Here is a 22,532-nt window from a genome sequence, read left to right as displayed (position 1 = left end):
CCTGCCCCGGTTGCCGGCCGTCATGCGCGGGGAGGGAGGCGGTATGGACGACACCGACCGCCCGGCCACCGAGGTGGTGCGGCCGCAGTGGGCCGGCCTCGACCGGCTGGGGACGCTGGAGCTGCTGCGGCTGCTGAACGCCGAGGACCGTACGGTCGCCGGGGCGGTGGCCGGGCAGCTGCCGCGGATCGCCGTCGTGGTGGACGCGGTTGCGGAGCGAATGGCCCGGGGCGGGCGGCTGGTCTACGCGGGCGCCGGGACGGCGGGGCGGCTCGGGGTGCTGGACGCGAGCGAGTGCCCGCCGACCTTCAACACCGCCCCGGGTCAGGTGGTGGGCGTGATCGCGGGCGGCGCGCAGGCGCTGGTGCGCGCCGTGGAGGGCGCGGAGGACCGTCCCGAGCTGGCGACCGCCGACCTGGCGGCGCTGGCGCTGACCTCCGAGGACACCGTGGTGGGCGTCTCCGCCTCCGGTCGCACCCCGTACACGGTGGCGGCGGTGCGCAGCGCCCGCGCCGCCGGGGCGCTGGCCGTCGGACTGGCGGGGACCGCCGGGTCGCCGCTGGTCGCAGCCGCCGAGCTGGGCATCGAGGTGGTGACGGGGCCGGAGGTGGTGGCGGGTTCGACCCGGCTCAAGGCGGGCACGGCGCAGAAGCTGGTGCTGAACCTGCTCTCCACGGCGGTGATGGTCCGGCTCGGCAAGACGTACGGAAATCTGATGGTCGACGTCCGGGCGGGCAACGCCAAACTGCGCGACCGGGCGCGGCGGATCGTCACCGGGATCACCGGCGCGGACGAGGAGACGGCACGACGGGCGCTGGCGGCCACCGGCGGCGAGGTGAAGGACGCCGTGCTGGTCGTCCTCGCCGGGGTGGACGCCCCGGCCGCCGCCCGGCTGCTCGCCGCGGCGGACGGCCGGCTGCGCGAGGCGCTGGAGCTGGCGCGGGGACAGGCCGAAGGCTGACGACTTCGGAACGCCATGGAGGTGTTGACAGCGCGGCTAGGTTCGGATCATGAGCGTACGAGGGGCGGACGGCAGCGCGGGGGATGCGGACTACGGCACGATAGGCGGCGGATACGCCACCTACCGGCAGCCGGACATCAGGATCGAGCAGGCGATCACCGCCGCCTTGGGCGGGGCGCGCACGGTGGTCAACATCGGGGCCGGGGCGGGGTCGTACGAGTCGACGACGCTGGAGGTGACGGCGGTCGAGCCGTCGGCGTCGATGCGTGCCCAGCGCCCCGCACACCTGTCGGCCGCCGTCGATGCCGTGGCCGAGAACCTGCCGTTCGACGACGGCGTGTTCGACGCGGCGATGACCACCTTCAGCGTGCACCAGTGGGGCGACTTCCGGGCAGGGCTTCGCGAGATGCGCCGGGTGGCGCGCGGCCCCGTCGTCGTGCTCACCTGCGACCCCGATCTCGTTCGGGACTTCTGGCTGTACGAGTACGCGCCGGAGGTCCTGGACACGGAGGCGCGCCGCTATCCGATGATCGCGGATCTGACCGGGGCTCTCGGCGGACACACGACGGTGACCCGGGTGCCGATACCCGTCGACTGCACCGACGGCTTCAACGAGGCCTACTACGCGCGCCCCGAGATGCTGCTCGACCCTCGTGCTCGACAGGCGTGCTCGGCGTGGAGCTTCGTCGACGAGCAGTCGCGCGAACGATTCGCCGCGGATCTGCGGGACGACCTGGACAGCGGAGCATGGGACGCCCGGTTCGGCGCCCTGCGGCAACAGCCTTTTTACGAAGGCTCGTTGGTTGTGATCCGATCCGTTCCTGCCTGATACCCGCGTCGCAGCCCCGCTCGCGCCGTGAGCCGGGCCCAGGGAGCCGGGCCCAGGGAGCCGGGCCCAGGGAGCCGGGCCCAGGGAGCCGGCCGCAGACCGGAGTTCAGCCGAGGTCGCGACCGAGGCTGAGACCGCTCCGGTCGACCACCTCGCCGAAACGGGGCAGCGAGAGGGCGACGGACGCCCGGTGCTCCTCCTCGGTCAGGGCCGTCATGGCCGGCTCGACGAACACCGCCGCGTAGCCGTGGTCGGCGGCCGACCGGGCGGTGGACTCGACGCCGAGGTTGGTGGCGATGCCGCCGAACACCAGGGTGTCGACGCCGCGCGCCTGGAGCAGCTCGTGCAGGCCGGTGCGGTGGAAGCCGCCGATGGTGCGCTTGACGACGACCTCGTCGGCGAGGGCGGCGACCTCGGGCAGCAGGTCGCTCCCGGGCGGCTGCTCGGCGACGCCGGGGCGCTCGACGCGGATCGCGATCACCGGAGCGCCGGCGGCCCGGAAGGCCGTCGCGAGGTCGAGCGCCGTGGCGACCACCTCACTGCCGGGGCGAGGGGCGAGCGGCAGAGCGGCGATCCGCTCCATGAGGTCGACCAGGACGAGGGCGGTGCGGGCGGGGTCGAGAGTTCTCATGGACGGTCAACTTAGCGAATCGGTCCGGGACCCGGCCTCCCCTGCACCCGCGGCCTCGCGGGCGATCTCGGCCCGGAAGCCCTCGATCAGCACCCGCAGCCCGTACTCGAAGTCCGCGTCGTGGTCCGTCATGCGCAGGACGTCGGCGGCCTCGCGCAGCAGCGGAAGCCCGCGCAGCACCTCGTCCGGGAAGGGCGCGCCGTCCCGCTGTTCGGCGTCCTGCCGCCACGCCTGCTCCTCGGTGACCCAGCCCATGATGTAGCGGTCGATGGTCAGCAGCAGCCGCAGCGCGGTGCGCGGACGCAGACCGGCCTCGCAGAGCGCGCTCAACTGCGCTTCGACGGCGGGCAGTTCGTCGGCCGTGGGCAGGGTGCCGGCGTGCACCCGGGCGCCGTCGCGGTGGGCGAGCAGGGCGGCGCGCTTGGCCCGGGCGTCGGCGGCGAGCCAGTCCGGCCAGTGCGCGGGGTCGGGTTCGCGGTCCGGCGGCAGGGCCTCGGCCAGCATGGCCTCCGCCATCAGGTCGAGCAGTTCCCGCTTGCTCTTGACGTGCCAGTACAGGGCCGGGGACTGCACGCCGAGCTCGCGGGCCAGGCGGCGGGTGGTGAGTCCGTCGATGCCGACCTCGTCGAGCAGCCGCAGGGCGGTGCGCACCACCGTGTCCCGTGTCAGCGCCATCGTGCACCGCCCTTCCGCCGCCGGGGCCGGCCCCCGGTTATTGCCTTGGCACCTCACTTTATCGCTGCTAAGTTCCGGCTCGGACTTTATCAGCGATAAGGAACCGTCACCGCGTCTCCGCGCCTCCCCGGAAGGGACCCACACACTCATGACGACCACCGGTACGGGCCCGGGCCGCCCGTGGTCCCGGCTGCTGCCGAACACCGCGCCCTGGCGGTCCTCCCCGGACTTCCGCCTGGTCTGGACGTCCGGCGCCGTCACCATGCTGGGCTCGGTGTTCACCCTCACCGCGATCCCGCTGCAGATCGCCGACGCCACCGGCTCGCCACTCGCGGTGGGCGCCGTCGGCGCGGTGGAGCTGGTGCCGACGGTCCTGCTCGGCCTGTACGGCGGGGTGCTCGCCGACCGGCTCGACCGCCGGACGGTGGCCCTGGCCACGGAGATCGCGCTCGCCGTGCTCTGCGCGCTGCTGCTGCTCAACGCGCTGACCGGCGAGCCGATGACCTGGCCGCTCTATGCGGCGGCGGGCTGCGCCGCCGCGCTCCAGGGGATCCAGCAGCCCTCGCTGGAGGCGATGGTCCCCCGGCTGGTGCCGCACGACCAGCTGCTCGCGGCCGGAGCGCTGCTCTCACTGCGGTGGACCGTGGTCGGGCTGGCCGCGCCCGCCGCCGCGGGGGTGGTGATCGCGACCGCCGGGGTGCGCACCGCCTACCTCGTCGACCTGGCCACCTTCCTCCTCTCGATCGCGCTGCTCGCCCGACTCCGCCCGCTGCGCCCGGCCCGGGAGGAGCAGGCCCCGGCGCTGCGCGAGCTCACCGAGGGCGCCCGCTACGTGGCCCGACGGCCGGACCTGGTCGGCGCCTGCCTGGCCGACCTCGCGGCCACCGCCTTCGCCCTGCCGACCGCGCTCTTCCCCTTCCTCGCCGACGAGCTGGACGCGCGCTGGGCGCTCGGCCTGCTCTACTCGGCCTCGGCGGCGGGCGGGCTGCTGGCCGCCGCGACCAGCGGCTGGACCGGGCGGGTGCACCGGCACGGGCGGTTCGTCCTGCTGTCCTGCGCGGCGGTCGGCGCGGCGACGGCGACGGCCGCGCTCGGCTCCGGCGTGTGGGCGGTGCTGCTCTGCCTGGCCGTCGCGGGAGCCGCGCACTGGGTGGGCGACACCTTCCGAAGCGCAATCTGGAACCGGTCCGTCCCGGACGGGCTGCGCGGGCGCGCGGCCGGGCTGGAGCTGCTGGTCGGCGCCGCCGGGCCGGCCCTCGGCGACCTCCGGGCCGGCGGCCTGGCCGCCCGCTACGGCATCCGGGCCGCGCTGCGCACCGGCGGCCTGGCCTGCCTGGTGAGCGGCGGGGTGCTGGCCGCCGCGCTGCCGGCGCTGTGGCGGTACGACGACCGCACCGACCCGCACGTCGCCGAGGTGCGCGCGGAACGGGCAACGGCACCGGATCCGTCCTGATCCCCCGACGCCGTTCGCGGCGCCGAGGGAGGCACCGAAGGCGGCGGTCAGACCTCCTGGGTCTCCAGCCAGTGCAGCAGCACGGTGCGCTCGGTCTCGGTGCCGGCCCGGCTGGCCGGGTCGAGCGCCCAGGCGCGGATCCGGCGCAGGGTCTCCAGGTCGAGGTCCAGGTAGAGCCGCCAGTGCGCGTGGTGGCACTCGACGTCGCGGGGCTCGCCGCACTCCCGGCAGTGGGTGAAGAAGGCATCGACCAGACGGTGCACGATCGTCTCGACGGGCATGGGCGGCGTGGGTCCTCACTCGTTCGGCTACCGGGTCTGCTGGTGGGTCCGCCGGTCTTCGTGAACCGGCGGACCCGCATTCCAGGGTGCGGAACCCAACGGGGCGGGCGGCAGGGACCAACGTCACCTCCCCGGAGACCCAGCTCCGCCCGACCTGCCGGGGCGGCACCCCCGCGGCACCCCGGCAAGTCGGAAACGGGCCCGCGGCCCGGCCCCGGGACACACCGCCGTGACCGCCGCCCTCCCCCACCCGACGGCGGTGGCCACCCATCCGGGACCCGGGCCGGGACGGGACGGCGAGCGCGGCCGACCGGGACGTGCCCGGGACACCCGGGACCCGACCGCCTCCCGGCCCCGGGCGGAAACCCGGACCGGAAGGCGGCCGTCGCCCCAGGCGGACGGGACATCGGGCGGCCGACCTTGGGAGTCACGCCCGGTCGGCGCACCGGGCGGCCGTACCGGCCCCCGACCTCAGGGAACCCCCTCATGACCGCAGAGTCCGTCCCGTCCGCCGTCCTCCTCGACGCCGTCCGCCGCTCCCTCTGCCTGCCCGACCTGCTCCGCGCCCAGGCCGCCACCCGGCCCGACGCCACCGCCGTGACCGGCGAGGCCGGCCGGCTCACCTTCGGCGAACTGCGCACGGCCGCCGACGCCCTCGCCGCCCGGCTGCACCGGCTGGGGGTGGCCGCCGACGACTGCGTCGGCCTGTACACCGAACCGTCCCTGGAGCTGATGACCGGGGCCTGGGGCATCCTCCACGCGGGTGCCGCGTATCTGCCGCTCTCGCCCGAGTACCCGCAGGAGCGGGTGCGCCGGATGATCGAGTCCAGCGGGACCAAGGTGATCGTCGCCCAGGAGCACCTGCGGGTCCGGCTGGCCGAACTGGTCCCGCCGGGTACCCGGATCGTCACCCCGGCCGACGCCGCCGAGGACGCGGAGCACCCCGGTGCGCCCCCGATCCCGCACCAGAGCCAGGGTCCCGCCGCCCCGGAGCCGGAGTCCCTCGCCTACGTCATCTACACCTCCGGCAGCACCGGCCGCCCCAAGGGCGTGATGATCGAGCACCGCAGCATCGTGTCGCAGCTGCGCTGGCTGGCCGACGCCGGGCACCTCGGCCCGGACACCACCGTGCTGCAGAAGACACCGATGAGCTTCGACGCGGCGCAGTGGGAGATCCTGGCGCCCGCCGCCGGGGCGCGCGTGGTGATGGGCGCGCCGGGCGTCTACCGGGACCCGGAGGCGCTGATCGACACCGTCCTCGCGCACGGGGTGACCACCCTCCAGTGCGTGCCCACCCTGCTGCAGGCGCTGCTGGACACCGAGCGGCTGGCGGACTGCACCGGTCTGCGCGGGCTGTACTCGGGCGGCGAGCCGCTGTCGGTGCGCCTGGCGCGGGCGCTGACGGCCGCGCTGCCGGATGCGGCGCTGGTCAACCTCTACGGCCCGACCGAGTGCACCATCAACGCGACCGCCCACCGGGTCGACCCCGAAGCGCCGGGCGACCCGGGCGGCTCGGTGCCGATCGGCGTGCCGGTCGACCGCACCCGCTGCTTCGTACTGGACGGGGAGCTGGCGCCGGTGGAGGCCGGGGCCACCGGCGAGCTGTACATCGGCGGCGTCCAGCTGGCCCGGGGCTACCTCAACCGGCCGGATCTGACGGCCGAGCGGTTCGTCGCCTCGCCCCACCTGCCGGGCGAGCGGCTGTACCGCACCGGCGACCTGGCCCACTGGAACACGGACGGCACGCTGCGGTGCGCCGGCCGGGTGGACAACCAGGTCAAGCTGCGCGGCTACCGGGTGGAGCTGGACGAGATCGCGCTCGCGATCGAGGAGCACACCTGGGTGCGGCGGGCGGCGGCCGTGGTCACGGACGACGCGCGGACCGGGCACCGGAACCTGGTGGCCTGCGTGGAGCTGAATCCCAAGGAGGCCGCCCTGATGGACCAGGGCAACCACGGCGGCCACCACCAGTCCAAGGCGAGCCGGCTCCAGGTGCGGGCGCAGCTGTCCAATCCGGGCGTGCGCACCCCGGCCGAGCTGGCCGGGCGGCCGGTGGTGGAGCTGCCGGGGCGCCGGGAGACCAGGCGGCAGCGGCGGGAGACCTTCGCCCGCAAGACCTACCGCTTCTTCGAGGGCGGCCCGGTGACCGCGGACGACCTGCTGGCGCTGCTGGCCGCCCCGCACCCGGCCCCGCCCGCGGTGCCCGCCGCACCCCGGGAGGCTCCCGTCACGCTCGCCGAACTCGGCCCGGTGCTGCGGTGGTTCGGGCAGTTCCACAGCGAGGAGCGACTGCTGCCGAAGTACGCCTACGCCTCCCCCGGCGCGCTGTACGCCACCCAGCTGTACCTGGAGACGGACGGCTCGCACGGCGCGCCGGCGGGCGTGTACTACCACCACCCGGTGGAGCACACCCTGGTCCGGGTCGGCGAGGCCGACCCCGCGGGGCCGCCGCTGGCGGTGCACTTCCTGGGCCGGCGTGGCGCGATCGAGCCGGTGTACCGCAACAACATCCGGGAGGTGCTGGAGTTCGAGACCGGCCACATGCTGGGCGTGCTGGAGGAGGTGCTGCCGGAGTACGGGCTGGCGGTGCGTCCGCTGGGCCACGAGCCGGCCGTCCGGCGACGGCTGGACGTCGCCGAGGAGGACTTCTACCTGGGCAGCTTCACCGTCGCCACGGACGACGGGCGACCGCGCCGGGACGACACCGAGCTGTTCGTCCAGACCCATCCGGGCGGGGTCGAGGGCCTGCCGGCGGGCCTGTACCGGTACGAGGGCGGCGAGCTGGTCCGGGTCTCGGACGAGATCGTGGAGTCCCGGCACGTCATCGCGATCAACCAGCAGGTGTACCGGCGGGCGGGTTTCGGCATCACCGCGGTGAGCCGGGCCGCCGAGCCGTGGCTGGAGTACATCGGCCTCGGCGCCCGGCTGCACCACCTGCAGCGCAACGGTCTCGGCTTCGGCTTCATGTCCTCGGGCTACAGCTCGCGCAGCGGCCACCCGCTGCCGTCCGCCCGGCGGATCGAGACGGTCCTGACCGGCTGCGGGATCCCGGCCGGGCCGTCGTACTTCTTCCTCGGCGGCCGGGTGAGCGAGGAGCAGATCCGCAGCGAGGGCATGCGCGAGGACGCCGTGCACATGAAGGGCCCGGCGGAGCTGATCAGGGACGAGCTGGCGGCCGTGCTGCCGGACTACATGATCCCCAACCGGGTGCTGGTGCTGGACCGGCTGCCGCTGACCGCCAACGGCAAGGTGGACGCCAAGGCGCTGGCCGCCGCCGAGCAGGTCCGCGACGCCGGCACGGGCGCGCCCTTCACGGCGCCGTCGACGCCGACGGAGCGCCGGCTGGCCGGGGTGTGGGCGGCCGCGCTGAAGTACGAGGCCGTCTCGACGGCGGACGAGTTCTTCGCGGCGGGCGGCAACTCACTGATCGCGGTGGCGCTGGTCAACCGGGTGAACCGGGAGTTCGGCACCCGGCTGCCGCTGCAGGTGCTGTTCGAGTGCCCGAAGCTGACGGACCTGGCGGCGCGGATCGACGCGGCCCGGGCCGCCGGCGGGGCGGGCGGCGGCGGGCCGGTGTCCCGGCTGGTGCCGCTGGCCCGCGACGGCGCCGGGGAGCCGGTGTTCTGCTGGCCGGGGCTGGGCGGCTACCCGATGAACCTGCGCCCGCTCGCCGGACGCTCGGGCCGGCCGTTCTTCGGGGTGCAGTCGTACGGGATCAACCCCGGGGAGACGCCGTACCCGACGATCCGGGAGACGGCCGCCGCCGACCTGGCGGAGATCCGGCGGATCCGGCCGCACGGCCCGTACACCCTGTGGGGGTACTCGTTCGGCGCCCGGGTGGCCTTCGAGACGGCCTGGCAGCTGGAGCGGGCCGGGGAGCGGGTGGCCGACGTCATGCTGATCTGCCCGGGCAACCCGGAGCTGCGGCGGGCCGACGGGGAGCGGTACGGGCGCGAGTCCTCCTACCGCAACCCGGCGTACCTGACGATCCTGTACTCGGTGTTCGCGGGGTCGATCGGCGGGCCGGAGCTGGCGCGGTGCCTGGCCGAGGTGCGCAACGAGGACGGCTTCGCCGGCTTCGTCCACGGGCTGCTGCCCGACCTCGACGAGGAGCTGATCCGCCGGATCGCCCGGATCGTCGGCGAGACGTACGAGTTCGAGTACAGCTTCCGGGAGCTGGCCGAGCGGCGGCTGTCGGCCCCGGTGACCGTCTTCAAGGCCACCGGTGACGACTACTCGTTCATCGAGGGCATCGAGGGCATCGAGGGCGCCGACGGCATCGGCCGCAACGGGGGCGGCGGCCAGGGCCTCGCCGGCCGACCGGTGGCCGCGCCGCGCACGCTGCGGCTGGCCGGCGACCACTACGGCGTGCTGCGGGAGCCCGGGGTGGCGGAGCTGGCCGCCGCGCTCGCCGCCGCGACGCACGGCTGAACCCGACCGGCCGTCACCACCCGCGCCGTCGACGCCTCCCGGGGCCCGGTCACCGGCTGTCGGTGACCGGGCCCCGGGCCGGCCGCCGGTTCCAGTCGGCCGCGAGGCCGGCCAGCCAGCGCGCCGCGGAGTCCAGGGCGGCCGGGCGGACGGTGTAGCGCACCTCGCGCCCGGCCCGGTGCCCGGCGACCAGGCCGGCGGCGTCCAGCACCGCGAGGTGCTTGACCACGGCCTGCCGGGAGACCGGCAGGCGCCCGGCGAGGGTGGTCGCGGTGGCCTCGCCCTGGGCGGCGAGCAGATCGAGCAGCCGGCGGCGGGTCGGGTCCGCGAGGGCGCCGAGCACGCCGTCGACCGCCGCGTCGCCGGGGCCGCGGTCCACCGTCGCGGTGTCGTTCATGGGGCTGCTCCTCGGCCGTCGCCAGCGGTTGCAACCTCATGGTTGCACGTGGCCGGGAGCAGCGGCAATCCGACGGCCGGCCGCCCCGGGGTCAGCCCCACCACTGCTCGGGAACGGCGGCCGGCTCGCGCTCGGCCCCCTCCGCCGCGACCACGGCCCGGGCGGGGCCGCCGGTGACGACCAGTCCGTCGGGGCCCGCCTCCGCCACCCGGTAGCCGGACTCGCGCAGCACCGCGGCGACGGCACCGGTGACCGCCGCCCGGATGCCCCGGGCGGGCGGCGGGTCGCCGGCCGCGCCGTCCACGGACGGCCAGCCGATCACCACCCCCTGCGACTCCCGGTCGATCCGCAGGCCCGAGGGCCCGCTCCCGGTGTCGAAGCCGGCCCTGGCCAGGTCGGCCGTCACGTCCTCGAAGAGTTCCGCGTGTTCCACCATTGGCGCAGCGTAGGCCCGGCCCCGCACCCTCCCCGGGTGCGGCGCGCGCCGAAACGCTTCACCGTGCCGCCAACAGCACCCGAGCGCAGCATCGGGGCTGCGGCGGGGGCCGGAACGGTGCGCCGCACCCCCCGGACGGGCCGACACGAGCGGCCGGACGGGCCGATGGACGTGCACAGTCGGCGTGCTCCCGACAGCATGACAGAGTAAGCGCTCCATCACTTTGAGCAACGGGGCGGCGGGTCGCCGGATCCGCGCGCCGGCCTGCCCGGCACCCCCGTATCGAGAGGTCCGATGATCACATCACTCCATCGGCCGGCCGTTTCGCGGCCGGGCGTCCAGGACGTGCCGCGGCGGACGCCGGGGAGCCCGTCGTGAGAGCCGACCGCAAGCCGGGCCCGGAGCCGGCCACCAGCACCCGCGCGGAGCCCGCCAACAAGGTCGAGGCCCTCGCCGACTGGACCGACGGACGGCTCGGCATCTACGCCCTGTCCAAGTCCAACCTGCGCAAGATCTTCCCGGACCACTGGTCCTTCATGCTGGGCGAGATCTGCCTCTACACCTTCATCATCATCATCCTGACCGGCGTCTGGCTGACCCTCTTCTTCGTCCCGTCCATGGGCGAGGTCGTCTACGACGGCAGCTACGTGCCGCTCAAGGGCATCCGGATGTCGGAGGCCTACGCCTCGACGCTGGGCATCAGCTTCGAGATCCGCGGCGGCCTGCTGATCCGCCAGATCCACCACTGGTCCGCGATCGTCTTCGTGGCCGCCATGTTCACGCACATGTTCCGGGTCTTCTTCACCGGCGCGTTCCGCAAGCCCCGCGAGATCAACTGGCTGTTCGGCGCGGGCCTGCTGATCCTCGGCATGTTCGACGGCTTCATGGGCTACTCGCTGCCCGACGACCTGCTCTCCGGCACCGGCATCCGGTTCATGGAGGGCGCGGTCCTCGCCGTGCCGATCGTCGGAAGCTACATCGAGATGTTCATGTTCGGAGGCCAGTTCCCGGGCTCCATCATCATTCCGCGGCTCTTCACCGTGCACGTCCTGCTGATCCCGGGCATCATGCTGGGCCTGCTGGTGGCCCACCTGATCCTGGTCTTCTACCACAAGCACACCCAGTTCGCCGGGCCCGGCCGGACCAACGAGAACGTGGTCGGCATGCCGCTGATGCCGGTCTACATGGCCAAGGCGGGCGGCTTCTTCTTCCTGGTGTTCGGCGTGGTCGCGGCGATGGCCGCGATCGCCACCGTCAACCCGATCTGGCTGTACGGCCCCTACCGGCCCGACCAGGTGTCCACCGACGCCCAGCCCGACTGGTACATGGGCTTCTCCGAGGGCCTGATCCGCATCATGCCGGGCTGGGAGATCGGCCTCTGGGGCCACACGCTCGTGATGGGCGTGTTCCTGCCGCTGATGATCTTCCCGCTGATCCTGGTGGCGATCTGGTCCTACCCGTTCCTGGAGGCCTGGATCACCGGGGACAAGCGCGAGCACCACATCGCCGACCGGCCGCGCAACGCGCCGGTGCGCACCGCCTTCGGTGCCGCCTGGATCGCCCTCTACCTGATCCTGCTCGCCGCCGGCGGCAACGACCTGCTCGCCACCCACTTCCACCTGTCCATCAACGCCATCACCAACGCGGCCCGGATCGGCTTCTTCGTCGGGCCGGTGATCGTCTTCGTGATCACCAAGCGCTGGTGCCTGGGCCTGCAGCGGCGGGACCGGGAGAAGGTGCTGCACGGGCGCGAGACCGGCGTCATCCAGCGGCTGCAGCACGGCGAGTTCGTCGAGATCCACGCGCCGCTGCCGCAGGACCGGCTCTACACGCTCACCTCGCACGACCAGCCGCAGCCGGTCGTCCTGCCGCCCGCGGTGGACGAGAACGGGGTGCCCCGAAAGGTGTCCATCTGGAAGCGCGCCCGGGCCAAGCTCTCCCGCGGCTTCTACGGCGAGGGCGCCCAGATCACCAAGCCGACCGCCGAGGAGCACGAGAAGATCAGCAGCGGCCACGGCCACCACTGAGACCCGCGCACCGCGCGTACGGGCCCGCCGCGCACCCGAGGGGTGTGCGGCGGGCCCGTACGCGGCCGGTGGCGGGCCGTCAGGCGCGCAGCGCGGCCGGGAGGACGGCGAGCAGCGCCGCGGCGAACGCCACCGCCAGGCAGACCGCCGCCCAGCGGGCGCAGACCCGGCGGCACTCGGCGCGGTAGCGGGCGGCCAGCTCGCGGCAACGGCCGACGGCCCGGTCGACGACCTCCTCGGCGTACCGCAGCCGGTCGTCGGCGTAGGCGCGCTCCACCGCCTCGCGGTCGTCCTCGGGGAGCCACGGGAAGCGGTCGGCGAAGGCCCGGGCGTCCCGCTCGGCCGCCGCGACCTCCGCCTCCCAGGCGAGGTAGCCCTCCAACCTCGCGATCTCCGCCCCGGTGTCCGCCACCGAGCGGACGTTCCGCGCCTTCGGCGGACGCTGCCTGCCACCCATGACCGCTCCCTCTGCCGTGCCGTCCCCGGCTGTCCCGACCTCCACCCCCGGCGGATCGCTCCGCAAGCACGCCATCACTACCAGTGACCGTCCACCATCCGGCCGCCGACTCGCCGGACCGCCGCGCACCGCCCCCGGGAGCCGCCCGGCCGGCAGGCGGCGCGCACCCGACCGCGCGCGCCGGGGCCGCTCCGGCGCACCGCGGCAGGCACACCCGGCCGATGGCTCCCCCGCGCCACCGTGGACACGCTCCGCACACACCCGTGTACCATCGGCGATCGAGGCGGCGCCCCTGCCCGGCGCCGGAGCGGCCCGCCGTCCCCGGCCCCGTCCGGGACGCGAACCAGGAGGTCAGCCATGCCCGACGCCGGTCGGTTCAGCGAGTTGGGCGAGCAGGGCTCGCGCGCGGTGATGGAGGCGGCGGCCGTCCTGGAGCGCGAGCTGGCCGCCGGACTCGCCGACGCCAGGGCGGCGACGGAGCGGCTGACCGGCGAGCACCGCGTCGACCAGGAGGAGTTCGACCGGCTGGTGCGCCGGGTCTCGGAGAACACCCACCAGCTCATTGACGCGGTCAGCGAGCGGGTGCTCGCCAACACCACCGGCGAGGTCTCCGAGCACACCCAGCGGCTCACGGCCAACGCCCATGACGTCCTCGACCTGCTGCTCGGCCTCGGCTCGCTCGTCCCCGGCCTCGCCAACCGCGGGCTGCAGGACGCCTTCGGACCGCAGCGCACCGCACGGCCGGGCGACGGCGCCGGCCCGACACCCGGCGCGGCGCCCGGCGAGCGGCCGGACGAGCGGCCGCGGGGGTGAGCGCCCCGGCCGCGCCCCCCGCCCTCGGCGCGCCGCTGGTCGAACACGTCCTGGCCCGCTACCGCGAGCGGACCGTCGCCGAACTCCTGCGCCACATCCCCGAGCAGAGCCCGCCGTACCTCTACGACCTGGCCGCCGACTACCCGACCCGCCCCTGCAAGGGCCTGCGCGGGGCACTCTGCCTGGCCACCTGCGCGGCCTTCGGCGGGCGCTCCGAACGGGCCCTCAACCCGGCCGTCACCGTGGAGCTGTTCCACAACGCCTTCCTCGTCCACGACGACATCCAGGACGGCAGCGAGCTGCGCCGGGGCGCGCCCACCCTGCCCGCCCGGTACGGGGTCGAGGTCGCGCTGAACGTCGGCAACGCGATCAACCTGCTCGGACTGCGCCGGGTGATGGCCAACCGGAGCGGGCTCGGCGGCGAGCTGGCCTGGCGGCTGTTCGAGGAGACCGAGCTGATGTGCCGCCAGTCGCTCGAGGGCCAGGCGCTGGAGATCGGCTGGATCCGGGACAACGCCTGCGAGTTGACCGCCACCGACTACTACCGGATGTGCCTGAAGAAGACCTCCTGGTACACCTTCCTCTACCCGTGCCGCTCCGGCCTGCTGGTCGCCGAGGGCGCGGGCGCCGACGCGACCCGGCTGGACCGGTTCGGCTGGTACCTGGGCGCCGCCTTCCAGATCCAGGACGACGTGCTCAACCTGACCGGGGCGGCCGAGGAGTACGGCAAGGAGATCGCCGGGGACCTGTGGGAGGGCAAGCGCACCCTGATGCTGATCCACCTCCTGGAGCGCGCCACCCCCGCCGAACGGGCCCGGGTGGTGCGCCACCTGAGCCTCACGCGGGCGCAGCGCGGCCCCGGGGCGGCGGCGGAGGTGGCCTGGCTGCTCGACCGGATGGCGGCGTACGACTGCGTGGCGAGCGCCCGGGAGGCGGCGGCCGGGCTGGTGGCGGCCGCCGGACGGGAGGTCGGGGCGGTGCTGGCGGGGGCGCCGGAGCCGCCCGACGAGGAGGCGGCGCAGGCGCTGGCGTTCCTCGCCGCGCTGCCGGACTTCGTGGTGGCCCGCGGCCGTTGACCCTCCGTCCACTCCCCGCCCCGGACGATGTCACCCCCGTTGCGTAGGATCCGCGACACCGGTCCCGGAGACAGGGAACCGGCCGCGCGGCGCTCCGCGTCACCGGGGGTGACGTCGCACAGGTCGAGCTGGGGGTGGGGTGGCCGATGTCCTTACGGTCAGGTCTGCGGGAACTCGAACGGCTCGCCGGGCGGTTGCCGGCCGGCGCCGAGCTGTACCGGCTGCGCCCCGACGGCCGCGTGCTGCTCGCGGACCGGGACGGCGCCCGGGAGTTGGGACCGCGGTCGGCGCACGGTCCGGCCGGTGAGGAACTGCTCCGGTTCATCGACGAGGGCCAGTTCGCCCACTACCTGGTCGGCGACGCCAAGACCTCGCCGGAGCGGCCGTCGAACGCCACCTACAAGCTCGGCATCGTCGCGCCGCGCAGCGCCTTCACCCCCCACGCGCACGGCGGCGAGCACCTGGTGCTCAGCCTCGGCCACGCCGCCTGCGGCCTCTACGACGCCGAGCGGCGCCGGGTGGTGGACGTCCCGCTGACGCCGGGGCTGCTGATCCGGATACCCGAGCTGATGCCGCACTCCTTCGCCAACCGGGGCCGCGAACCGCTCAACATCCTGGCCGCCAACACCGGGTACGGCATCGACCACGAGGACTACGCGATCACCGCGGCCGAGGCCGAGCGCCGCGCGGAGGCCGAACTCGCCGAGGCGCTGCGGGCGGTGGAGCGCGGTCAGCGGATCGGGCCGGTCGGCCGGCGGGAGCGGCTGGCCGCGGGGCTGCGCAGGCTGGCGGCGGCGCTGGAGGAATCGGGCCGATGATCTGTCCGCACTGCGAGGCCCGGTTACGCGGCCGTGAACGCGCCGGGCGGGTCTGCGGACGCTGCCGGAAGCCGTTCGCGCTGGAGCCGAAATTCACCCGGGGCCTGCACGACCTGCGGGTGCGGCGCACGGTGGAGCGGCTGGGCGACGGCGGCCGGGTCGTCCTGACGGTGGAGCAGCTGCGCTGGGCCTTCCACGAGCGGCGGCCGCCCGGGCCGGTGCCCCGCGAGAACCCGCCCGCGCGACCGAATCCGCCGAGGTTCGACCATCCGGTCGTCATCGCCGTCAACTTCGTCGTGGCTGCGGCGGCGATGACCGGTGTCTGCTACCTGCTCACCCTGTCGATCGGCCTGATCGTCTTCACGCTCCCCCTCGCCGCCATCGGCCTCATGGTGCTCCACGGGGCGGTGACCGAGCTGGTCCGGTGGTCCCGGCGGCACGGGCTGAGATCCGCCCACGAGCAGGCCGAACGGGCCTGGCAGGAACGGAGCAAACGCCTCAAGCAGGAGCAGGCCCAGTGGACCTCACCGCTCAGCAACGACTCCGCCTGGAACGCGGACATGTTCCGCAGCTCGGTCGTCGAGCGCTGGATCGCGGTCCACGGCGCGCTCCCGGAGGGCGTGGTCGAGGAGTCCGCCGTGCGGCCGGCCGAGCTGGACGGCCCGGCGGCGCTCGGCGTGCTCTGCCCGGATCGGACGGTCACCGCGTTCCTGCACGCCAACGGATTCCCCGCGCGGTACCGGGCGGTGCTTGTCGCCACGCCGGCCGAACTGCCGAAGGGCCTGCCGGTGATCGTCCTGCACGACGCCTCGCCGGCGGGCTGCCTGCTGGCCGGTGAGGCCCGCGCCGCGCGGCCGGACAGCCCGGTGGTGGACGCCGGGCTGTCGGCACGCACCGTCCTCGCGGCGGGCGCGCGGGCCGTCCAGCTGTACGAGCATCAGCTGCGCGAGCCGCTGAGGCGGCAACTGCGGCGCCTTCCCGCACTCACCGGGGCGGAGCGCGCCTGGTTCGCCCGGGGCCTGTGGAGCCCGCTCGCCGCCCTACCGCCCAGGCGCGTCCTGGCGACGGCCGAGCGGGCCGCCGACCGGGCGCTGCGCCGCGATGTCGGATTCCTCAGCTGGCCGGTACCGGAGGTGCCGCAATGATCTGCCCGCACTGCTCGAAGGACCTGCTCCAGCGTCAGCGCCCCCGGCACCGCTGCTCGTACTGCCGCAAGGAGTTCGCGCTCGACCCGAAGAGCGACGGGGTCGGCCTGCACGACCTGCGGATCCGCAAGGTGATCGCGAAGCTGACGGACGAGGGCCGGCTGACCGTCACCAGTGGACAGCTCAACTACGCCCTGCAGCACCGCGGGCGGCCCCCGGTGAAGTTCCGCGGCAGCCGGAGCGACGCGGCGGCGCTGTTCACCTTCGCGGTGATCGGCCTGGTGGTGTCCCTCGTCCTGAGCGGGACCGGTTTCGGCCGGTGGATCCTGCTGGCCGCGCTCGTCATGATCGGCTTCGGCATCCGCACCTGGGTGCTGGCCGACTCCCCCGTGCCGGACACCTCGGTGAACTCGCGCTGGACCGAGGAGCAGTTCCGCCGCACCGTGCTGGACCGCTGGCGGGCCGTCTACGGCGCCCTGCCGGCCGGGCTGGTGGAGGACGGGCTGGTGCAGCCCGGACCGCTGCCCGCCGACCCGGCGTTCGTCGTGCTCTGCCCGGACCGGACGGTCGGCGCGTTCCTGCACGCCAACCGCTACCACGAGCGCCACCGCGCGCTGGTCGTCACCGATCCGCGCGCCGTCCCGGCGGGCCTGCCGCTGGTGGTCCTGCACGACGCCTCGCCCTACGGCCACCTGCGGGTCGCCGAGGCCCGGGCCGGACGGCCCGGACTGCGGGTGCTGGACGCCGGGCTCTCGGTGCGCACCGTGCTGACCGACGAGCACAGGTACACGCTGCTGCGCGACATCCACCGCTCGGCGGAGCTGCCGGCCCGGCTGGAACGGGAGCTGCCCGAGCTGACCGGCAGCCAGCGCGACTGGTTCGCCGAGGGCTGGTGGACCCCGTTGGCGTCGCTGCCGCCCAAGCGGCTGCTGGCGCTCGCCGAGCGGGCCGCCGAGCGGATCACCGCGCCCCCGGCGCCCCGGGACCCGGCCGTCCCCCGGAGCGGACCGGTGCGCTCCCCGGCGGCGGGGCGGCCGGAGACCCCGGTCGAGACCCGTCGGCGGGCGCTCGCCGTGGGCTTCATGACCTGGCCCGAGCCCGGGCCGGACGGCACGACCGAGGACGGCGGCCGCCCCGGCGGCACCGATCTCCGCAAGGGCCCCGCGTGACGGCGGGGACGACGAGAGGCAGGAACCCATGACGCTGCGTCCGCTGCTGGACGGCGCGCTGACCGTCGCCGCCGCCCGGGCCGGGGCGCCCGGCGGGCTGCGGTACACCGAGCGCCAGCTCTACTACGAGCTGTGCCGGGTGCTCCAGCCGCTGCACGCCGGACCGCGCCGGATCCCGTACACGCTGGCGCCGCCCGTGCGGTACGCCCGGTTCGCCGCCGCGCTGGCCGCGCGCCGCGAGGAGCTGCCCGGCCTGCTGCCGGCGCCGCCCGCACCGCGTCCGGCCGGTCCGGGGGCGGCCCGTCCGGGGGCGGCCGACGCGGCCGAGCCCGACCTCTACGACTACGGGCTGCCCCGGCTGCTGGTCTGCCAGAGCCGGGAGATCACCGCGATGCTGCTCGCCAACGACCTGCACCTGGAGGCCGCCTGCCCGATCGTCGCGGCCGGTGACCTCCCGCTGGACGCACGGCTGGTGGCCGCGCTGGAGCGGGCCGGGGGCGCCGTCGTGCACGTGCTGCACGACGCCAGTCCGTCGGGGCTGGCCTGCTTCGAGGAGGTCCGGGCCGCGAACCGGGAGGGCGGGACGGCGAGCGCGCCGCAGGGCGTCCGGGTGCGCTCGATGGGCCTGGTGCCCCGGCACGCCGCCACCCTGCACCTCACCTCCGGACGCGGCCCGCACGGCTACCGGGGGCCGCTGCCCGCCGGGCTGCGCCCCGAGGAGCGGGCCTGGCTCGGCAGCGGGCGGACCATCGAACTGGCCGCCGTCGCCCCGGCCCGGCTGCTGCACACGGTGATCCGCCAGGTCCGCGGCGACGGCACGGCCGGACCGCGCCGCACCCCGCTGCGCCGGCGCGTGCGCACCGCGCGCGGCAGCGGCTTCCTCAGCTGGCCGACCGGCTGAACCCGCACCCCCTCCCCGTCCCGTCCCGATCCGTGAGGACCCCGCACCCATGAGCAACGCACGCCACCTCGGCTACCGCGACGAACTGCTGGCGGACGGCCAAGTGCACCGCCGGTACGAGGACGGCCGCAGCGAGTGGCGCCGGCGCGGCACCGACCGGCAGATCCACTGGCACGACAGCCTCGGCCGCTCCGGCACCGACGAACCCCTCGGCCGCGACCTCGTCAAGCGGCGGCACGCGGACGGCGCCACCGAGTACGGCCGTGACATCGGCTACGGGCGCACCGTGTGGGGCGGCGGGCTGGTCACCCTGAACCGCAGCTCCTTCGGCGGGCGGCTGGGCGTGGTGGTCGGCGCGCTCGGCGTGGCCGGGGTCGCCGCGATCACCGCCGCGCAGCTGCCGCCGGACGAGCTGTCGGAGGCGGAGGAGGAGGAACTGCGCGCCGAGGCCCGGCGACAGGCCGCCGGCGGCGGAGGCGGTGACGGGGGCGGGGGCGGCGACGTCTCCACCGGCGACGACGGCGACAACGGCCACCACGTGGACCCGGCCGCCGACGACGGGTCCGCCGACGACTTCGGCGACTGGAACGACTCCGACGACGGCTGGGACGGCGACGACTTCGGCTGAGCCGCCCCGCCGCCCCGCGCGGCCCCCTGCACCACCCCGGCCCCGCCCCGGCGGGCCGCCTCTCGATCGAAAGGCACCGCACCACCATGCCCCGCTGCTGCGCCTGCGCCGGTCCGGACGCCGACCGGGCCCGGACCCACCTCGCCGCCCTCACCGGCTCCCCCGCCCCCGACGGCGCGCAGGCCGCCCTGCTGCACGCCGAACCCGGCTTCGCCACCGGCCCGTTCACCGTCGACGGCACCACCGCCGTCGGCGAGGTCACCCTGCACAACCGCCCCGAGCTGCTCGCCGCCCTCGCCGCGGCCGGCTCCCCCGCGCCCGCCGGCTGCCCCGACGGCGAGCTGCTGCTGCGGCTGTGGCGGCGGCTCGGCGCGGACGGCCTGCGGCGGGCCGACGGCATGTTCGCGCTCGCCGTCGTCGACGGCACCGACCTCGTCCTGATCCGCGACCACGCCGGCACCCGCACCCTGTTCTACGCCCGCGCCGACGACTGCTGGGCCGCCTCCACCTCGCTGCGCGCCCTGCGCCACTGGCCCGCGCTCGGCACCGGCCTCAACCTGGCCGCCGTCCGCTCCTTCCTCACCTTCGCCTACCTGCCCGGCGAGGAGACCCTGCTGCGCGGCGTCCACGAGGCGCTGCCCGGCCGCGCGCTGCGTCTGGCCGCCGACGGTTCCGCCCGTCAGGAGCCGTTCTGGGAGCCCGCCGAGCGCCTGCCCGAGGGCGAGGCGCCGCCGGCCGAGGCGTACGCCCGGGAGCTGCGCGGGCTGCTCGAACAGGCCACCGCCCGGCGGCTGCCGGACGACGGGCCGGTCGGGGTGCTGCTGTCCGGCGGCGTCGACAGCTCGCTGGTCACCGCGCTCGCCGCCCGGCTGCACGACCACCCGGTGCACACCTACTCGATCAGCTTCGGCGACCGGCTGCCCAACGAGCTGGGGTACTCCGGACTGGTCGCCGACCACTGCGGCACCCGGCACCGGATCCTCACCGTCTCCGGCGAGGAGGTCGCCGCCCGGCTCGCCGACACCGTCGCCCTGCTCGACAGCCCGGTCGGCGACCCGCTGACCGTCCCCAACCTGATGCTCGCCGAGGCCGTCGCCGCCGACGGGATCACCGTCTCGCTCAACGGCGAGGGCGGCGACCCGGTGTACGGCGGGCCGAAGAACCTGCCGATGCTGGTCCACGAGATGCACCGGGACGACCCGTCCCCCGAGGCACGGGCCGAGGCCTACCTGCGGTCCTACCGCAAGTGCTACGAGGACCTGCCCCGGCTGCTCACCGCCGACGCCCTGCACGCCCTGGCCGGCGAACCGCGGCCGCACCGCTTCGTCGCCCCCTACCTGGCCCCCGGGCCGATGCGGGCACTGCTCAACCAGCTGCTGCACTGCAACCTGCGCACCAAGGGCGCCCACCACATCCTCACCAAGGTCGAGCGGCTCACCGCCTCGCGCGGGGTGCAGGGCCGCTCACCGCTGTTCGACCGGCAGGTCGTCGACCACGCCTTCGCCACCCCGCCGACCCTCAAACTGCGCGGCACGGTGGAGAAGTGGGTGCTCAAGGAGGCCGTGCGGGACCTGCTGCCCGCGGCCGTCGTCGACCGGCCCAAGAGCGGCATGCGGGTCCCGGTCCAGCAGTGGCTGCACGGCCCGCTGCGCGAACTCTCCGGCGAGCTGCTGCTCGGCCGCACCGCCCGCGAACGCGGGCTGGTCCGCCCGGACACCGTACGCACCTGGATGCGCCGCGAGGGCACCCTGCTGCCCCGTCAGGGCGGCAAGCTCTGGCTGGTGCTCACCCTGGAACTCTGGCTGCGCTCCTACGATCTGTGACCCGCTCGCCCACGTCCCCTGCTGCCCCGGCCCGGGAGGCCCCGCCATGGCACCGTCCACCGCTTCCGCCACCGACCTCGCCACCGATTCCGCCACCGATTCCGCCGCCGCACCCGAGCTCCACCTGACCGACCCTCGCACCGGCCACACCCGGGGCACGCTCGTCCCCGCGCGCGCCGGGCAGGTCGCCACGACCGTCACCCGCGCCCGGGCCGCTGCCGCGCGCTGGCGCGCGCTCACCCCGCGCGAGCGCGAGCGCCGCCTGGACGCGCTCGCCGACCTGATCGAGCGCCACCTCACCGAGTACACCGTGCTGGAGCAGGCCGGCACCGGGAAGCCCGAGGCGGAGGCCACCGCCGAGATACGCGAGGTCGCCGACCTGTTCCGGTTCTACGCGGGCGCCGCGCGCACCGGCACCGCGCCGGCCGCCGGCCGCTACCTGCCCGGCCACGAGAGCTGGGTGCGCTGGGAGCCGGTCGGCGTGGTCGCCGCCGTCGTGCCGTGGAACTATCCGCTGCTGATGGCCGCCTGGCGCGGCGCCCCGGCGCTCGCCGCCGGGAACGCCGTCGTGGTCAAGCCCGCCGAGACCACCCCCGACTCCGCGACGCTGCTCGCCGCCCACGCCGCCGAGGCGCTCGGCGAGGACGTGCTCACCGCCCTGCCCGGGGACCGCGACACCGGCCGGCTGCTGGTCGCGGCCGAGGTGGACCTGATCGCCTTCACCGGCAGCGCGACCGCGGGCGCCGACATCGCCGCCCGGGCCGGGCACCGCCGGGTCAGCCTGGAACTCGGCGGCAACAGCCCGGTGCTGGTGCTGCCGGACGCCCCCGCGCACACCTGGTCCGCGCTCGCGGCGGCGTGCACCTACAACGCCGGGCAGAGCTGCGCCGCGCCCGCCCGGGTGATCACCCTCACCTCGAAATACGAGCGGACCGTCGAGGCCCTCGCCGCCGCGCTCGGCGAGCGCGAGGCCGGCCGGGACTTCGGCCCGCTCAACAACCCCGACCAGGCCGCCCGCCACGACCGGATCCTCGCCGCCTCGGGCGCCGGGCGCTCGCTGCCCGCGCCCGGCCGGAGCGACGGCCTCTGGCGCCCGGCCCGGCTGCTCGCCGACCTCCCGGACGACGACCCGGCGGTGGTCGAGGAGGTGTTCGGCCCGCTGCTCACCGTCCAGCACGCCCCCACCGTCGACGCCGCGCTCGCCCTCGCCAACGCCGTGCCGCAGGCGCTCGGCGCGAGCGTCTGGACCGCCGACCTGTCCGCCGCTCTGGACCTCACCGCCCGGCTGGACGCCGGCGAGACCTGGATCAACTGCCACCTCGTCCAGACCGCCGAACTCCCGCACGGCGGCCGCGGCGCCTCCGGCCAGGGCACCGACCTCTCTGTGCTGGCCCTGCACGAGTACCAGCGCCCCAAGACGGTGACTGCCCGGCTCTGAGGACCGGCTCCGAGAACCGGCTCCGAGGCCCGGGGGGGGGGGGGGGGCCCGCCGGCCCCCCCCCCCCCGGGGGCCCCCCCCGGGCGCGGGGGGGGAGGGCGCCGCCGCAAACCCCCAACACCCCACACCCCGGGGGGGGGTGA

General features: G+C 75.5%; 20 protein-coding genes. 14 read left to right on the top strand and 6 right to left on the bottom strand.

Annotated elements, in window-relative coordinates; translation table 11 throughout:
• Positions 1-43: 43 nt before the first annotated feature.
• The gene (gene murQ / locus ACFVUH_RS13200; protein WP_387913049.1) at positions 44-961 is read left to right on the top strand and encodes an N-acetylmuramic acid 6-phosphate etherase; all 918 of its coding nucleotides are present in this window, start codon (positions 44-46) and stop codon (positions 959-961) included.
• A 49-nt stretch (positions 962-1,010) separates the two neighbouring features.
• Positions 1,011-1,790: a class I SAM-dependent methyltransferase gene (locus tag ACFVUH_RS13195; protein WP_387913047.1), complete on the top strand. Its 780-nt coding sequence runs from the start codon at positions 1,011-1,013 to the stop codon at positions 1,788-1,790.
• A 106-nt stretch (positions 1,791-1,896) separates the two neighbouring features.
• Here the strand turns inward: ACFVUH_RS13195 and ACFVUH_RS13190 are convergent, their stop codons facing one another.
• Both ACFVUH_RS13190 and ACFVUH_RS13185 read right to left on the bottom strand, forming a co-directional pair.
• Positions 1,897-2,421, bottom strand: a complete 525-nt coding sequence (locus tag ACFVUH_RS13190; RefSeq protein ID WP_387913045.1) for an isochorismatase family protein — start codon at positions 2,419-2,421, stop codon at positions 1,897-1,899.
• 6 nt (positions 2,422-2,427) lie between these two features.
• On the bottom strand, positions 2,428-3,096 hold the full coding sequence (locus ACFVUH_RS13185) for a TetR/AcrR family transcriptional regulator C-terminal domain-containing protein (RefSeq protein WP_387913043.1): 669 nt from the start codon (positions 3,094-3,096) through the stop codon (positions 2,428-2,430).
• Between the two features lie 148 nt (positions 3,097-3,244).
• Between ACFVUH_RS13185 and ACFVUH_RS13180 the strand changes: the two genes are divergently transcribed.
• Entirely contained in the window at positions 3,245-4,549 is a 1,305-nt protein-coding gene (locus ACFVUH_RS13180; RefSeq protein ID WP_387913042.1) for an MFS transporter, read from the top strand.
• A 47-nt stretch (positions 4,550-4,596) separates the two neighbouring features.
• Here ACFVUH_RS13180 and ACFVUH_RS13175 read toward each other — a convergent pair whose 3' ends face one another.
• Positions 4,597-4,830 carry a hypothetical protein gene (locus tag ACFVUH_RS13175; protein WP_355361372.1) on the bottom strand — a complete coding sequence of 78 codons (234 nt, stop codon included), beginning with the start codon at positions 4,828-4,830 and terminating at the stop codon, positions 4,597-4,599.
• 486 nt (positions 4,831-5,316) lie between these two features.
• On the opposite strand from ACFVUH_RS13175, the gene ACFVUH_RS13170 reads away from it, so the two are divergent.
• The gene (locus ACFVUH_RS13170; RefSeq protein WP_387913041.1) at positions 5,317-9,261 is read left to right on the top strand and encodes an amino acid adenylation domain-containing protein; all 3,945 of its coding nucleotides are present in this window, start codon (positions 5,317-5,319) and stop codon (positions 9,259-9,261) included.
• A 49-nt stretch (positions 9,262-9,310) separates the two neighbouring features.
• Here ACFVUH_RS13170 and ACFVUH_RS13165 read toward each other — a convergent pair whose 3' ends face one another.
• Together ACFVUH_RS13165 and ACFVUH_RS13160 are read right to left on the bottom strand one after the other, a co-directional pair.
• Positions 9,311-9,658 carry an ArsR/SmtB family transcription factor gene (locus ACFVUH_RS13165; RefSeq protein ID WP_387913040.1) on the bottom strand — a complete coding sequence of 116 codons (348 nt, stop codon included), beginning with the start codon at positions 9,656-9,658 and terminating at the stop codon, positions 9,311-9,313.
• A 91-nt stretch (positions 9,659-9,749) separates the two neighbouring features.
• Complete coding sequence (locus ACFVUH_RS13160; RefSeq protein ID WP_355361378.1) at positions 9,750-10,094, bottom strand: hypothetical protein; 345 nt, start codon at positions 10,092-10,094, stop codon at positions 9,750-9,752.
• A 374-nt stretch (positions 10,095-10,468) separates the two neighbouring features.
• Here ACFVUH_RS13160 and ACFVUH_RS13155 point away from each other — a divergent pair, with 374 nt between their 5' ends.
• Complete coding sequence (locus tag ACFVUH_RS13155; protein WP_387913038.1) at positions 10,469-12,121, top strand: cytochrome bc complex cytochrome b subunit; 1,653 nt, start codon at positions 10,469-10,471, stop codon at positions 12,119-12,121.
• A gap of 79 nt (positions 12,122-12,200) precedes the next feature.
• Here the strand turns inward: ACFVUH_RS13155 and ACFVUH_RS13150 are convergent, their stop codons facing one another.
• Positions 12,201-12,578, bottom strand: coding sequence for a hypothetical protein (locus ACFVUH_RS13150; RefSeq protein WP_387913036.1), 378 nt, complete (start codon positions 12,576-12,578; stop codon positions 12,201-12,203).
• Between the two features lie 357 nt (positions 12,579-12,935).
• On the opposite strand from ACFVUH_RS13150, the gene ACFVUH_RS13145 reads away from it, so the two are divergent.
• From ACFVUH_RS13145 to ACFVUH_RS13105, 9 genes are all read left to right on the top strand, one after another.
• Entirely contained in the window at positions 12,936-13,391 is a 456-nt protein-coding gene (locus ACFVUH_RS13145) for a hypothetical protein (protein WP_387913034.1), read from the top strand.
• Complete coding sequence (locus ACFVUH_RS13140; RefSeq protein ID WP_387913033.1) at positions 13,388-14,467, top strand: polyprenyl synthetase family protein; 1,080 nt, start codon at positions 13,388-13,390, stop codon at positions 14,465-14,467. Before ACFVUH_RS13145 ends, ACFVUH_RS13140 begins: the two co-directional genes overlap by 4 nt.
• A gap of 146 nt (positions 14,468-14,613) precedes the next feature.
• The gene (locus ACFVUH_RS13135) at positions 14,614-15,285 is read left to right on the top strand and encodes a cupin domain-containing protein (protein WP_387913032.1); all 672 of its coding nucleotides are present in this window, start codon (positions 14,614-14,616) and stop codon (positions 15,283-15,285) included.
• The gene (locus tag ACFVUH_RS13130; protein ID WP_387913031.1) at positions 15,282-16,430 is read left to right on the top strand and encodes a hypothetical protein; all 1,149 of its coding nucleotides are present in this window, start codon (positions 15,282-15,284) and stop codon (positions 16,428-16,430) included. The genes ACFVUH_RS13135 and ACFVUH_RS13130 overlap by 4 nt, the downstream gene beginning before the upstream one ends.
• Positions 16,427-17,599 (top strand): hypothetical protein, encoded by a 1,173-nt coding sequence (locus ACFVUH_RS13125; protein ID WP_387913030.1) that lies wholly within the window; start codon positions 16,427-16,429, stop codon positions 17,597-17,599. The genes ACFVUH_RS13130 and ACFVUH_RS13125 overlap by 4 nt, the downstream gene beginning before the upstream one ends.
• 28 nt (positions 17,600-17,627) lie before the next feature.
• Positions 17,628-18,500, top strand: a complete 873-nt coding sequence (locus ACFVUH_RS13120) for a hypothetical protein (RefSeq protein ID WP_387913028.1) — start codon at positions 17,628-17,630, stop codon at positions 18,498-18,500.
• 49 nt (positions 18,501-18,549) lie between these two features.
• Positions 18,550-19,128 (top strand): hypothetical protein, encoded by a 579-nt coding sequence (locus tag ACFVUH_RS13115; protein WP_387913027.1) that lies wholly within the window; start codon positions 18,550-18,552, stop codon positions 19,126-19,128.
• 86 nt (positions 19,129-19,214) lie between these two features.
• On the top strand, positions 19,215-20,951 hold the full coding sequence (locus ACFVUH_RS13110; protein ID WP_387913025.1) for an asparagine synthetase B family protein: 1,737 nt from the start codon (positions 19,215-19,217) through the stop codon (positions 20,949-20,951).
• Positions 20,952-20,997: 46 nt separating this feature from the next.
• A complete protein-coding gene (locus ACFVUH_RS13105) occupies positions 20,998-22,389 on the top strand; it encodes an aldehyde dehydrogenase family protein (protein WP_387913023.1) in 1,392 nt (463 codons plus the stop codon).
• The last annotated feature ends 143 nt before the right edge of the window (positions 22,390-22,532 follow it).

Origin of the sequence: Kitasatospora sp. NPDC058032 (assembly GCF_042885845.1) — a bacterium.
Taxonomy (GTDB): domain Bacteria; phylum Actinomycetota; class Actinomycetes; order Streptomycetales; family Streptomycetaceae; genus Kitasatospora.
Note: the sequence above shows the minus strand (reverse complement) of the source record. Positions and strands in the feature narration are given on the sequence as shown.